A 13,175-nucleotide genomic window follows, 5' to 3' on the forward strand; every position below is an offset into this window, starting at 1 on the left:
AACGAGAGGAACAATCACATGAAGATTCGAGGTGCAAAGCCGTTCGGGTCTTTGGCGCTGCTCGGCGTCGCCGCACTCGTGATCTCTGGTTGTGCTGCCGGAAACACCGGTGCGCCCACCCAGAGCGAGTCGGCAGCCCCGGAGCTCCCCGCCACGGCGTGGACCCGCGCTGAGGCGTCCAAGGTCAAGGACGGCGGCACGCTGACCCTCGCGGTCGGATCGCTGCCGGTGCAGTTCAACATCAACCAGGTCGACGGCAACGAGTCCGACACGGTGAACATCGTCTCGGGGACGACCGGCGGCCCGTTCAAGATCAAGGAAGACGGCACGCCCGTCGTCGATGAGAACTACGCGTCGTCGGCCGAGCTCACCAGCGATGACCCGCAGGTCGTCGAGATCAAGCTGAACCCCGACGCCAAGTGGGAGGACGGCACGCCGATCACGGCGGCCGACTACATCGCATACTGGAAGGCGCAGAACGGCTCCAACAAGGAGTACACCCCCGCCTCCACCGCCGGCTGGGAGGACATCTCCTCGGTCGAGCAGGGCGCTGACGAGTACGACGTCAAGATCACGTTCTCGAAGATCTACGCCGACTGGCAGGCGCTGTTCACGGGCGGACTGCTCCCGGCATCCATCTCGAGCGACCCCAAGGCCTACAACGACGGCTACCGCACCAAGGCCGTCCCCTCGGCGGGTCCGTTCAAGATCTCGAAGATCGACACGACCGGCCAGGTCATCACCCTCGAGCGCAACCCGCAGTGGTGGGGGGCGACGCCCAAGCTGGAGACCGTTCTCTACCGTGCGGTCAGCCAGGACCAGCAGGGTGCCTCCTTCGCCAACTCGGAGCTCGACGCTCTGTACATCTCGGCCAACGCCGACCTGTACCAGACCGCGAAGACGCGCTCCGACGCCAAGATCGAGACCTCGGGTGGCACCACCTGGACCCACGTCACGATGAACGCGAAGAAGGGGCCGCTCTCGGACGTCAACGTCCGCAAGGCCGTCGCATCGATCGTCAACCGCGAGCAGATCGCCGCCTCGGCGAACACGCCGGTCGACGCTCCTCCGATCACCCAGGGCGACTACATCTTCATGCCCGGGCAGAACGGCTACCAGGACAAGGCGCTGCCGCAGGACAACAAGAAGGCTGCCGAGTACCTCGAGGAAGCCGGCTACGAGGGCAGCGAGGGCAAGCCCTGGACCAAGGACGGAACCGAGCTGAAGCTCACCGTCACCGTTCCTGCCGACACGGCGACGAACATCCAGCGCTCCGAGCAGGTTCAGGCCGACCTCAACGCGTTCGGCATCCCCGTCGAGCTCGTCACGGTCCCGGCTGCGACCTACTTCAGCGACTACGTCATTCCGGGCAACTTCGAGATGGTGTCGTTCTCGTGGGTCGGAACGCCGTTCCCGATCTCCTCGTCGGAGGCGCTCTACTACCCGCTCGACTCCGAGTCGAACTTCACGGGCACGACGGACGACAAGCTGGGTGACCTGTACGACCAGGCCAACTCCGAGCTCGACCCCGCCAAGCGCATCGAGATCGCCAACAAGATCAACGAGACCATCTGGAACTACGTCCCGATGTTCCCGATCGCTCCGCTGCCGAACGTCTACGCCGTCAAGGACGGCCTCGTCAACTGGGGCGCCACCCAGTTCGAGACCATCGACTGGACGATCGTCGGCTGGGCTGCCGAGTAAGCAGCCGCACACACAGCGCCGGCGGGGCGGGGACCGAAAGGTCCTCGCCCCGTCGGCGTATCGGCACCTGCGGTAAAGTGGACTGCCGGCATCCCGGCATCACCCTCTCTGCAAGGAATCCCCTTCATGGCGCACGCCCTCCGTCCTGACCTCCGTAACGTCGCGATCGTCGCGCACGTCGACCACGGCAAGACGACGCTCGTCGACGCCATGCTCCGCCAGACCGGCTCGTTCGGCGACCACGCGCACGTCGAAGAGCGCGCGATGGACTCGAACGACCTCGAGCGCGAGAAGGGCATCACGATTCTCGCCAAGAACACGGCGATCACCTACAACGGTGTCCACACCGACGCCCCGATCACGATCAACGTGATCGACACCCCGGGCCACGCGGACTTCGGCGGTGAGGTCGAGCGCGGCCTTTCCATGGTCGACGGCGTCGTCCTCCTGGTCGATGCCTCCGAGGGTCCGCTTCCGCAGACCCGCTTCGTCCTGCGCAAAGCGCTCGAGGCGAAGCTGCCGGTCATCCTCTTGGTGAACAAGACCGACCGTCCCGACGCGCGCATCGCCGAGGTCGAGGAGGAGGCGCACGACCTTCTGCTGGGTCTCGCCTCCGACCTGCAGGACGACGTCCCCGACCTCGACGTCGACGCGCTGCTCGATGTCCCGGTCGTCTACGCGTCCGGTCGCGCGGGTGCGGCATCCCGCACTCGGCCCGAGAACGGCGCCCTCCCCGACAACGACGACCTCGAGCCCCTGTTCGAGGCCATCCTCGAGCACGTCCCGGCTCCCGCATACGACGACGAAGCCCCGCTGCAGGCGTGGGTCACGAACCTGGACTCGTCTCCCTTCCTCGGCCGTCTCGCACTGCTGCGCGTGTTCAACGGCACCCTCAAGAAGGGGCAGACGGTCGCCTGGGTTCGCGCCGACGGCACGACGAGCAACGCACGTGTCACGGAGCTCCTGAAGACCCGCGCGCTCGAGCGCTACCCCGCCGAGTCCGCCGGTCCCGGCGACATCGTCGCGATCGCGGGCTTCGAGAACATCACGATCGGCGAGACCATCGCCGACCCCGAGGACATCCGCCCGCTCCCGGCCATCACGGTCGACGACCCGGCGATCTCGATGACGATCGGCACCAACACCTCGCCCCTCATGGGCAAGGTGAAGGGCCACAAGCTGACCGCCCGCATGGTGAAGGACCGCCTCGACCGCGAGCTCATCGGAAACGTGTCGCTCAAGGTCGTCGACATCGGCAAGCCCGACGTGTGGGAGGTCCAGGGCCGTGGTGAGCTGGCTCTCGCGATCCTCGTCGAGAACATGCGCCGCGAGGGCTTCGAGCTGACGGTCGGCAAGCCCCAGGTCGTCACGCGGCGTGATGAGAACGGCAAGCTCACCGAGCCGTTCGAACACCTCACGATCGACGCCCCTGAGGAGCACCTCGGCGCGATCACGCAGCTCATGGCCGGGCGCAAGGGCCGCATGGAGACCATGACCAACCACGGCACCGGGTGGGTGCGCATGGAGTTCATCGTTCCCTCACGCGGTCTCATCGGCTTCCGGAGCGAGTTCCTGACGATCACCCGCGGAACCGGCATCGCCAATGCGATCTCGCACGGTTACGACGAGTGGGCCGGCGCGATCTCGACCCGCCAGAACGGCTCGATCGTCGCCGATCGCTCGGGCGTCGTGACGCCGTTCGCGATGATCGCCCTTCAGGAGCGCATGAGCTTCTTCGTCCAGCCGACCGAAGAGGTCTACGAAGGCATGGTCATCGGCGAGAACTCGCGCGCCGACGACATGGACGTGAACATCACGAAGGAGAAGAAGCTCACGAACATGCGTTCGTCGACCTCCGACTCCTTCGAGTCGATGACGCCGCCGCGCGTACTCACGCTCGAGGAGAGCCTCGAGTTCGCGCGCGACGACGAATGCGTCGAGGTGACGCCCGAGAAGGTCCGCATCCGCAAGGTCGTACTGGACGCGACCGAGCGCGGCCGCACGGCATCTCGTCTGAAGCGCCAGGACGCCGGCTCCTGACGGTGACGGGGGAGCAGCCTCCGACTCGTCGGGCCTGGCGTGACTCCCTCGGAGTCGTGCTGGCGACGAGCGCCTACGGCGTCTCGTTCGGCGCCCTCGCGGTGACGTCGGGACTCGACGTCTGGCAGACCTGCATCCTCAGCGCCCTCATGTTCACCGGCGGATCGCAGTTCGCCTTCGTCGGTGTCATCGGCGGAGGCGGGCTCCCCGGAGCGGCGATCGCGTCGGCGGGACTGCTCGGCATCCGCAACGTCGCGTACGGTCTGCGGATGTCGCCGGTCATCGGCGACGGCTTCTGGCGCCGCGCCGCGGCATCCCATTTCACGATCGACGAGTCGACGGCCGTCGCCCTCGCGCAGACGGATGCCGCCGCCCGGCGCATCGGCTTCTGGGTGACCGGCATCGGCATCTACCTCGGCTGGAACGCGACGACGCTCGCCGGCGCGCTGCTCGGCGACGTCCTGGGCGACGTGAAGGCCTACGGGCTGGATGCTGCGGCCGCCGCGGCCTTCCTCGCACTGCTCTGGCCGCGCCTGCGTCGGCGTCAGGCGATAGCGGTGGGGGCTGCCGCTGCCGTGGTCGCCGCCCTGCTCACCCCCGCGCTGATGCCGGGGCTGCCGGTCCTGGTCTCCGCTCTCGTCGCTGTCGTGGTCGGCTGGACCAACTGGTTCGCCTCGCAACCGACGACGGGGGAACGAGCATGACGCTCTGGCATTCCGTCCTTCTCGCGTCCATCGTCTGCGTCGCGCTGAAGACCGCCGGTTACCTGGTCCCACCCGCCTGGTTCGAGGCGCCCCGCCCCTCGCGGACGATCGACCTCCTCACGGTCGCGCTCCTCGCGGCTCTGGTCGTCGTGCAGACGCTGGGGGTCGGGCAGGCGATCGTGCTGGACGCCCGGATGCCGGCCGTTCTCGTGGCAGCAGGGCTCTTGGCCCTGCGGGCTCCCTTCCTGGTGGTGGTGGCGGCCGCGGCCCTCGTCGCCGCGCTTCTGCGGCTGTGGGGGATCGCGGCCTGAGGCCGCACAGGTCGCGCACCTAGACTGTCCGGGTGAACGCCCTTCTCGCCCGCATCGCCACCTGGGTGCTCGCCGCCGTCATCGGGACCGTCTACGGCGTGGCCGGGACGATCGGACAGGCCGCCGTCTGGGGAGTCGTGCCGGTGGGCCTCCTCGTCGCGTCGATCGGATTCGTCGCGCTGCTGGTCGCGGTGCGCACCCTCACAGGGGAGCGCACATCCGCTCTCGCCTGTGGCATCGGCGCGATGCTCGCGACCCTCGTGTTCGCCAACGAAGGCCCCGGTGGTTCCGTCGTCGTACCGGCGCCGCCGGAGGGGGCCGTGATCACGCCTGGTCTCATCTGGACGTTCCTCGTCCCGCTGGCCGCGGCGCTGATCGTCGCCTGGCCGACGGCATCCCGTCTCCGATCCACGAACTAGACTCGTCTTGTGACGTATGTGATCGCTCTCCCGTGCGTGGATGTGAAGGACCGAGCCTGCATCGACGAATGTCCCGTCGACTGCATCTACGAAGGCGAACGCTCGCTCTACATCCACCCCGACGAGTGCGTCGACTGCGGCGCCTGCGAGCCGGTGTGCCCCGTCGAGGCCATCTACTACGAGGACGACCTCCCCGCCGAGTGGCAGGACTACTACACGGCGAACGTGGAGTTCTTCGAGGACCTCGGGTCGCCGGGCGGCGCTGCCAAGGTCGGCGTCATCGCGAAGGACCACCCCGTCATCGCGGGGCTGCCGCCGCAGGCGCACTGATCCCGCGATGAGCGTCCACGACCTCGCCGACTATCCGTGGGACGCCGTCGCCCCCTATGCGGAGCGTGCCCGGCGGCATCCCGACGGCATCGTCGATCTCTCGATCGGTTCGCCGGTCGACCCGACTCCCGTGGTCGTCGCCGATGCGCTTCGGAGCGCGACCGACGCTCACGCGTATCCGCAGACGGTCGGAACGGTGGCGCTGCGTGAGGCGATCGCCGACTGGTACGAACGCCGGCGGGGTGTTCCGAGGCTGACGGCGTCGCACGTCATCCCGACGGTGGGTTCCAAAGAGCTGGTGGCGCTCCTGCCGCTCCTGCTCGGCCTCGGGTCCGGGGACACCGTCGTCCATCCTCGCGCCGCCTATCCCTCCTACGAGGTCGGAGCGCGCCTGGTCGGCGCCGCCGCTTTCGCCTCGGACGAGCCGGGCGAGTGGCCGGACACGACACGTCTGGTGTGGCTGAACACGCCCGGCAATCCCGACGGGCGCGTCCTCGACGTAGACGAGCTTCGCCGCGCGGCAGCCCGCGCGCGCGAGATCGGTGCGGTACTGGCCTCGGACGAGTGCTACGCCGAACTCGGCTGGGAGGGGCCGTGGGCGGATGCCGCCGTGCCGAGCATCCTCGACCCGCGTGTGACCGAGGGCGATCTCACCGGCCTGCTCTCCGTGTACTCGTTGAGCAAGCAGTCGAACCTCGCGGGCTACCGGGCGGCGTTCCTCGCCGGCGACCCGGAACTCGTCGCAGGGCTCGTGACCGCGCGCAAGCACCTGGGACTCATGGTCCCGGGTCCGGTTCAGGCCGCGATGATCGCCGCGCTGCACGACGACGCGCACGTGGATCAGCAGAAGGCCCTCTACCGTGCTCGACGCGACGTCCTGAAGCCCGCTGTCGAGGCCGCGGGTTTCCGGGTCGATCGCAGCGAGGGTGGCCTGTACCTGTGGGCGACGGCGGGGGAGGACGCGTGGGACTCGCTCGGCAGGCTCGCCGAGCTCGGGATCCTCGCGGGGCCGGGGCACTTCTACGGCACCCACTATCCCCAGCATGTCCGCTTCTCGCTGACGGCGACCGACGACCGGATCGCGCTGGCCGCGTCGCGCCTGACGGCATCCGTTTCGTAGGTTCCCTCCTACGGATGGCGCCATTCGTTGGCGGGGTTCGGAGACGCGCCCACGCCCCATTAGGCTGTAAAAACCGCCCCGACGACCGCAAGGAGGCTTCGTGACCAACGCGGACACCCCCCAGATGGCCACTGTGACCATCGGAGACACGACCGCAGAGCTTCCGCTCGTCGCCGGTACCGAAGGCGTTCCCAGCGTCGACTTCTCCTCGTTCACGAAGCAGACCGGGCACACGTCGCTCGACTACGGGTTCGTGAACACGGCGTCGACGAAGTCGTCGATCACCTACATCGACGGCGATCAGGGCATCCTGCGCTACCGCGGATACCCGATCGAGCAGCTCGCGCAGCACAGCACCTACCTCGAGGTCGCCTGGCTCCTCCTGTACGGCGAACTGCCGACGGCGGACGAGCTGGCCGGGTGGGACGAGAAGATCCGTCGTCACACGCTGCTGCACGAGGACCTCAAGCACTTCTTCTCCGCGCTTCCGCACACCGCGCACCCCATGTCGGTCCTGTCGGCTGCGACGGCCGCTCTCTCGACGTACTACGAGGGTCAGAGCGACCCGCACAACCCCGAGCACGTCGAACTCAACACCATCCGCATGCTCGCGAAGCTCCCCGTCATCGCTGCCTACGCCCACAAGAAGAGCATCGGGCACGCCTTCCTCTACCCCGACAACTCCCTGAGCTTCGTCGACAACTTCCTCAAGCTGAACTTCGGCAACAACGCGGAACCGTACGAGATCAACCCGGTGATGTCGCGTGCCCTCGAGCGGCTGCTGATCCTGCACGCGGACCACGAGCAGAACGCGTCGACCTCCACGGTCCGTCTCGTCGGATCGACCGGAGCGAACCAGTTCTCCTCGATCTCCGCCGGCATCAACGCCCTGTACGGTCCCCTTCACGGCGGCGCGAACGAGGCCGTTCTCGACATGCTCGGGCGGATCCGTGACTCGGGGGAGAGCGTGCAGCGCTTCGTCGAGCGGGTCAAGAACAAGGAGGACGGTGTCAAGCTCATGGGCTTCGGGCACCGCGTCTACAAGAACTACGACCCGCGCGCGAAGCTCGTGAAGGAGTCCGCCGACGAGGTGCTCCGCGAGCTCGGCGTCGAGGACCCGCTTCTCGCTCTGGCGAACGAACTCGAGGAGATCGCGCTCAGCGACGACTACTTCAAGGAGCGTCGTCTCTACCCGAACGTCGACTTCTACACCGGCGTCATCTACAAGGCGATGGGCTTCCCCACGCGGATGTTCACGCCCCTGTTCGCGATCGGTCGCCTGCCGGGCTGGCTCGCTCACTGGCGTGAGATGCAGAACGACCCGCAGACCAAGATCGGCCGGCCCCAGCAGCTCTACACGGGGGCGACGGAGCGGGATTACCCGACCTCCCGCTGACGCGACCGCCGCCCCCGCTAGGGTGTGGCCATGATGATCCATGGGGGAGTAGTCGCGAGGGTCCTGTCCGCGCCGGTCCTGCCGGTCCCGGATGAGGGGGACGGCGGCTTCTTCGATCCGGGGATGCCGGGTACCGACATGGGTGCTGCGGGAGACGCGTTCTCTGTATTCTTCGGGGTCGTCATCGTCCTGATGATCGCCGGAGGAGTGTTCACGTTCGTCGTCGCGATGCGCAAACGGCGGGTCCTGCGGGACGCCGGCATCGATCCGTTCACGGTGGATGCGGCGATCGCGGCCAAGGTGCTCCGAAGCGACCTGCTCGCTCCATCGACGCCCTCATCGCCGGCGGCACCGACGATCGAGATGCGTCTCGCCGAGCTCGACGAGCTGCGCTCGCGCGGGATCATCAGCGAGGACGAGCACCGCGACGCTCGCGCCGCGGTGTTGCGAGGCTGAGCCTCTCAGGCGTGCAGGTCAGCGTTCAGCGTCACGCCGACCCCTTCGCGCCGAAGCGCCTCGACCGCGCCCGTGAGGGAGTTGCGGCGGAAAAGTATGCCGTCCTGGCCTGACAGGTCGGCGCCCTTGGCCGTCGGGGCGGTGCCGTCGTGTTGGGGCGCCTCGCCGGTGAGGACGATCTTCGTGCCCGCGGTCACGTACAGGCCCGCCTCGACGATGCAGTCGTCGCCGAGCGAGATCCCGATCCCGGCGTTCGCACCGAGCAATGTGCGTCGACCGATGGAGACCCGGTGGTTCCCGCCGCCGGAAAGGGTGCCCATGATCGAGGCGCCGCCGCCGATGTCGCTGCCGTCGCCGACGACGACCCCCTGGGAGATGCGCCCCTCGACCATGGAGGCGCCGAGGGTGCCGGCGTTGAAGTTCACGAAGCCCTCGTGCATCACCGTGGTCCCGGGGGAGAGGTGCGCGCCGAGGCGGACGCGTGATGCGTCCGCGATCCGCACCCCCTGCGGAACGACGTAGTCGGTGAGAGGGGGGAATTTGTCCAGACCGTTCACCTGGATGCCGGCACGCTGCAGCCCCGCACGGAGGCGGGTCAGGTCGTCCGGGTGGACCGGGCCTGCGCTCGTCCAGGCGACTGTGGGCAGGTGCGCGAAGATCCCGGCGAGATTGAGTTCATTCGGGGCGACGAGCAGGTGTGAGAGGGCGTGGAGTCGCAGGTAGGCATCGGAAGTGCCCGCTGGTGCGGCATCCAGGTCGATCTCGGTGACGACGACCTCGACGGTCACCCCGCGGCGCTCGTCCGGGCCGGCGAACGCGGCGAGCTCACTCGTGTCGGCGTCGCCGGGGGCGCGACCAGCGGCCGGAGCCGGATACCAGGTGTCGAGCACCGTACCGTCCCCGCTCGTCGTGGCCAGACCGATACCCCATACCCACCGCGCGTCGCTCATGATTCCAGGCTATCGGCCCGTCGTTAGACTCGACGTCATGCCCCGGCTCGACCTCCGCTCCAGCGCCGTCGATCTGACGCGCACCATCTGCGACATCCCGAGCGTGTCCGACGATGAGACCGTCCTCGCCGACGCGATCTTCGAGGCCGTCTCCGCGCTGCCCCACCTCGAGGTGCACCGCGACGGCGACACGATCATCGCGCGGACCTCCCTCGGACGCGCGCAGCGTGTCGTGATCGCCGGGCACATCGACACCGTGCCGATCAACGGGAACGTCCCGACGCGCGACGTCGACGTCGACGGGCGCGCCCACCTGTGGGGGCGGGGCACCGTCGACATGAAGGCGGGCGTCGCGGTGCAGCTGAAGCTCGCGGCTGAACTCAGGGACCCTCGCGTCGACATCACCTGGATGTGGTACGACCACGAGGAGGTCGCCGCCGAACTCAACGGGCTGACGCGGCTCGCGGCATCCCGCCCCGACCTGTTCGAGGCCGACTTCGCCATCCTCGGCGAACCCTCGAACGGCGAGGTCGAAGGCGGCTGCAACGGCACGCTCCGCGCCGTCGTCCGCACTGCCGGCGTCCGGGCGCACAGCGCGCGTGCCTGGATCGGGGAGAACGCGATCCACAAGGCCGCGCCCATTCTCGGCCGCCTCGCGGAGTACCGACCCCTCGAGATCGAGGTCGACGGACTGCTCTACCGCGAAGGGCTCAACGCCGTTGCGATCCGCGGGGGGATCGCGGGCAACGTCATCCCCGACGCGTGCGAGGTCGACGTCAACTATCGATTCGCGCCCAGCAAGGATGCCGCGGCCGCCGCGGCGCACGTGCGCGACGTCTTCGCCGGGTTCGAGGTCGAGATCGTCGACCTCTCGGAGGGCGCCCGCCCGGGGCTCAACGCGCGGCTCGCGCAGGAGTTCGTCGCGGCGGTGGGTGCGCAGCCGAAGCCGAAGTACGGCTGGACCGACGTCGCCCGGTTCTCCGCCATGGGTGTGCCCGCCGTCAACTACGGCCCGGGCGACCCGTCGCTCGCGCATCACGACGAGGAGCGTGTGCCGCTCGCTCAGATCGAGGACGTCGAGCGGGGCCTGCGGGCATGGCTGAGCGGCGACTGAGGACCACCGCCTCCGTCGCCGGCACCGTCGCCGCCGTCTACGTCTCGGCTCGCCTGGTCACCACGCTCTTCTTCTGGATCGCAGCAGAGCTGTCGGGTCCGACCTCCCGCTTCGGGCCGGAGGCCACGATCTCCTCGCTCGCGATGGGATGGGATGCGCAGTGGTACTGGGTGATCGCCGACCGCGGATATCCGACCGACCTGCCCGTGGCGGACTCCGGTCAGGTCGCTGAGAACGCCTGGGCGTTCATGCCGCTGTATCCGTGGCTGGCGCGCGCCCTCGGAACGCTGCTGGGCGGGTACCCCGTCGGAGCCATCGCGCTCGCCGTGGCCGCGGGATACGCGGCATCCGTCGTCCTGTTCGTCCTGCTCCGCGATCGCCTGGGGGAGTCGGCGGCGCTGTGGGCTGTGGTCTTCTTCGCCAACGGGCCTCTGGCCGCGCTGTTCCAGATGGGTTACGCGGAGTCGCTCCTGCTGCTGTGGCTCCTCCTCGCCCTCTGGGCGCTCATGCGGCGACGGTTCGGCTGGCTGTATCCGCTCATCGTCGTCATGGGCTTCACTCGGCCCGGTGTGCTCGCCTTCGCGCTGCTGCTCGGGCTCTACGGCATTCATCGATGGTTCCGGCGTCGGCAGGACCCGTTGCCGACGTCGCATATCGTCCATGTCATCGCGCTCGGTGCGCTGGCCACCGTGGTCGGCTTCTCCTGGCAGGTGATCGCCGGTGTCGTCACGGGCGATCCGTCGGCCTACCTCGACACGGAGCTCGCCTGGCGGCGCAGCTGGGTCGGGTCGGACGCGCACTTCCTCCCCTTCGCCGGTTTCATCCAGGCAGCGGGGATCTGGTTCGGGATCTGGGGCATACCGCCGGTGTGGGGACCGATAATGCTCGTGCTGCTCGTCGCGGCGGCGGCGGTGCTCCTCGTTCGATCGCCGCAGGTGCGCCGGCTCGGGCCGGAGATCCGACTGTGGGGGATCAGCTACCTGGTCTACCTGCTGGCGGTCTTCTTCCCGCAGTCGAGCATCTTCCGACTCCTCCTGCCGATGACGCCCGTCGCGGCAGCCGTCGCAGTACCCCGTCCGCTGTGGTGGCGCGTCAGTGTCCTGGCGCTCTGCCTCGGGGGCCAGTGGCTCTGGATCCACGAGATGCTCGCCCTGGGGGACACGTTCTTCCGGATTCCGTGACGATAAGCGTCCGCTGAGAGGTGCGCGCGCCGAAGGCGTTCACCCCATTGGGTAGACTAATGGGGTAGGCCGAAGACGAAAGGGAGCCCCACAATGGCAGCCATGAAGCCGCGCACCGGAGACGGACCTATGGAGGCCGTCAAGGAGGGCCGTCTCATCATCGTGCGTGTTCCGCTCGAGGGGGGCGGTCGACTTGTCGTCTCGGTGAACGATGACGAAGCGAAAGAACTCCACAGCGTTCTCAGCGGGGTCGTCGGCGCCGCCTGACCCCGGTTCGATGCGAAAGGCCGGCCCTGCGGGGCCGGCCTTTCGTCGTCGGTGGGCGCGTTCCCGCGCGGTGGATTCAGCTGGGGTCGGCGACGGTCGTCAGCTGGAGCAGGCCCTCTCCGACGATCGAGAGCGCACCGAGGACTGCCGGCGATGCCTGGGTCTCCTGGATGAGGGAGCGGTACGCGCTCTCGATCGGCCCACGCTTGACGGGGTCCGCGACAGCCCCGCCGGCCAGCACCCGCGGCACCAGGACAGTGCCGCCGGCGCGCACGAGACGCAAACCGTGCTCGACGTACTCGATGGCCCCCTCGGGATCGGCGTCGATCAGCACGATGTCGTAGGACGCCTCGTTCATCCGGGGCAGGACATCGGCCGCGCGGCCGGTGATGAATCGGACTCGGGCGGCCGGAACGCGGGCATCCGTGAACGCCTGGCGCGCCACGGCGAGGTGCTCAGGTTCCTTGTCGATGGTGGTGAGCGTCGCGCGCGGCGATCCGTGGAGGAGCCAGAGCCCCGACACGCCGCCGCCCGTCCCGATCTCGACGATGTTGAGTGCGCGGCTGGCCGCGGCGATGACGGCGCACTGCGCGCCGACCTCGGGGCTGATCGGGTTCGCGCCGATTTCGAGGGCGTGGGCGCGCGCCCGCGCGATGGCATCGGTCTCGACCGTCGCCTCTGCAGCGAACCGGCGTACCGCCTCGTGGTCTCCCATGTCGTGAACCTCCACGCCCAGCCTAGGGGCGCGGCCACCGCTGAACCCCCAGGCGCACGGGTAACCTGGGAACCATGTCATTCGGGCTCGATCTGGAGAAGATCCTCCTCATTGGTCTGATCGCCGCCCTCCTGCTCGGACCTGAGCGTCTGCCCGGCTACGCCGCCTCGCTCGCCCGCCTTACCCGCCGAGTGCGGGAATGGCTCGACGGAGCACGCACTCGCGTCAAAGAGGAGATGGGCGACGACTTCGACGAGATCGAGTGGCGCAAGCTCGATCCGCGTCAGTACGATCCCCGACGCATCATCCGCGAGGCCCTCATCGAGGACGCACCGGTGAAGCCCGTGACAGCCACGCCCGTCGCAGCCACGAGTGTTGCCGTCGCGGAGCCGCCCGCCTCCGTCCCCTCCGGGGAGGACATCGTGGCAGGCGTGCCGTTCGACTCCGAAGCGACCTGATCCAGCGGTT

The 13,175-nt window shown here is 68.5% G+C and carries 15 protein-coding genes; 13 read left to right on the top strand and 2 right to left on the bottom strand.

Going from position 1 to position 13,175, the window contains the following annotated elements; all coding sequences use genetic code 11:
• Nucleotides 1-18 precede the first annotated feature (18 nt).
• The 9 genes from ACIQLK_RS08170 to ACIQLK_RS08210 all read left to right on the top strand — a co-directional run bounded on the left by ACIQLK_RS08170 (nucleotide 19) and on the right by ACIQLK_RS08210 (nucleotide 8,480).
• Nucleotides 19-1,704, top strand: a complete 1,686-nt coding sequence (locus ACIQLK_RS08170) for an ABC transporter family substrate-binding protein (RefSeq protein WP_400364092.1) — start codon at nucleotides 19-21, stop codon at nucleotides 1,702-1,704.
• Between the two features lie 126 nt (nucleotides 1,705-1,830).
• Nucleotides 1,831-3,744 carry a translational GTPase TypA gene (typA, locus tag ACIQLK_RS08175; protein ID WP_400364094.1) on the top strand — a complete coding sequence of 638 codons (1,914 nt, stop codon included), beginning with the start codon at nucleotides 1,831-1,833 and terminating at the stop codon, nucleotides 3,742-3,744.
• A 2-nt stretch (nucleotides 3,745-3,746) separates the two neighbouring features.
• Nucleotides 3,747-4,448, top strand: coding sequence for an AzlC family ABC transporter permease (locus tag ACIQLK_RS08180; protein WP_400364096.1), 702 nt, complete (start codon nucleotides 3,747-3,749; stop codon nucleotides 4,446-4,448).
• Nucleotides 4,445-4,759: an AzlD domain-containing protein gene (locus ACIQLK_RS08185; RefSeq protein ID WP_400364098.1), complete on the top strand. Its 315-nt coding sequence runs from the start codon at nucleotides 4,445-4,447 to the stop codon at nucleotides 4,757-4,759. The genes ACIQLK_RS08180 and ACIQLK_RS08185 overlap by 4 nt, the downstream gene beginning before the upstream one ends.
• Nucleotides 4,760-4,791: 32 nt before the next feature.
• A complete protein-coding gene (locus ACIQLK_RS08190) occupies nucleotides 4,792-5,178 on the top strand; it encodes a histidinol dehydrogenase (protein WP_400364100.1) in 387 nt (128 codons plus the stop codon).
• 9 nt (nucleotides 5,179-5,187) lie between these two features.
• Nucleotides 5,188-5,508 carry a ferredoxin gene (gene fdxA / locus ACIQLK_RS08195; protein ID WP_018188277.1) on the top strand — a complete coding sequence of 107 codons (321 nt, stop codon included), beginning with the start codon at nucleotides 5,188-5,190 and terminating at the stop codon, nucleotides 5,506-5,508.
• A 7-nt stretch (nucleotides 5,509-5,515) separates the two neighbouring features.
• Nucleotides 5,516-6,628: a succinyldiaminopimelate transaminase gene (dapC, locus tag ACIQLK_RS08200; RefSeq protein WP_400364102.1), complete on the top strand. Its 1,113-nt coding sequence runs from the start codon at nucleotides 5,516-5,518 to the stop codon at nucleotides 6,626-6,628.
• Nucleotides 6,629-6,752: 124 nt separating this feature from the next.
• Nucleotides 6,753-8,024: a citrate synthase gene (locus tag ACIQLK_RS08205; protein ID WP_400364916.1), complete on the top strand. Its 1,272-nt coding sequence runs from the start codon at nucleotides 6,753-6,755 to the stop codon at nucleotides 8,022-8,024.
• Nucleotides 8,025-8,054: 30 nt separating this feature from the next.
• Entirely contained in the window at nucleotides 8,055-8,480 is a 426-nt protein-coding gene (locus ACIQLK_RS08210; RefSeq protein WP_400364104.1) for an SHOCT domain-containing protein, read from the top strand.
• A 5-nt stretch (nucleotides 8,481-8,485) separates the two neighbouring features.
• Here ACIQLK_RS08210 and dapD read toward each other — a convergent pair whose 3' ends face one another.
• Nucleotides 8,486-9,430: a 2,3,4,5-tetrahydropyridine-2,6-dicarboxylate N-succinyltransferase gene (gene dapD / locus ACIQLK_RS08215; protein ID WP_400364106.1), complete on the bottom strand. Its 945-nt coding sequence runs from the start codon at nucleotides 9,428-9,430 to the stop codon at nucleotides 8,486-8,488.
• Nucleotides 9,431-9,467: 37 nt separating this feature from the next.
• On the opposite strand from dapD, the gene dapE reads away from it, so the two are divergent.
• From dapE to ACIQLK_RS08230, 3 genes are all read left to right on the top strand, one after another.
• A complete protein-coding gene (gene dapE / locus ACIQLK_RS08220) occupies nucleotides 9,468-10,544 on the top strand; it encodes a succinyl-diaminopimelate desuccinylase (protein ID WP_400364108.1) in 1,077 nt (358 codons plus the stop codon).
• Nucleotides 10,526-11,725: a hypothetical protein gene (locus tag ACIQLK_RS08225; RefSeq protein ID WP_400364110.1), complete on the top strand. Its 1,200-nt coding sequence runs from the start codon at nucleotides 10,526-10,528 to the stop codon at nucleotides 11,723-11,725. The genes dapE and ACIQLK_RS08225 overlap by 19 nt, the downstream gene beginning before the upstream one ends.
• 93 nt (nucleotides 11,726-11,818) lie before the next feature.
• Entirely contained in the window at nucleotides 11,819-11,992 is a 174-nt protein-coding gene (locus ACIQLK_RS08230) for a DUF3117 domain-containing protein (RefSeq protein WP_064506455.1), read from the top strand.
• A gap of 76 nt (nucleotides 11,993-12,068) precedes the next feature.
• On the opposite strand, the gene ACIQLK_RS08235 is transcribed toward ACIQLK_RS08230, so the two are convergent.
• Entirely contained in the window at nucleotides 12,069-12,707 is a 639-nt protein-coding gene (locus ACIQLK_RS08235) for an O-methyltransferase (protein WP_400364112.1), read from the bottom strand.
• Between the two features lie 74 nt (nucleotides 12,708-12,781).
• On the opposite strand from ACIQLK_RS08235, the gene ACIQLK_RS08240 reads away from it, so the two are divergent.
• The gene (locus ACIQLK_RS08240) at nucleotides 12,782-13,165 is read left to right on the top strand and encodes a Sec-independent protein translocase TatB (protein ID WP_400364114.1); all 384 of its coding nucleotides are present in this window, start codon (nucleotides 12,782-12,784) and stop codon (nucleotides 13,163-13,165) included.
• The last annotated feature ends 10 nt before the right edge of the window (nucleotides 13,166-13,175 follow it).

This window comes from Microbacterium sp. NPDC091382 (assembly GCF_044757025.1).
In the GTDB taxonomy this organism is placed as follows: Bacteria; Actinomycetota; Actinomycetes; order Actinomycetales; family Microbacteriaceae; genus Microbacterium.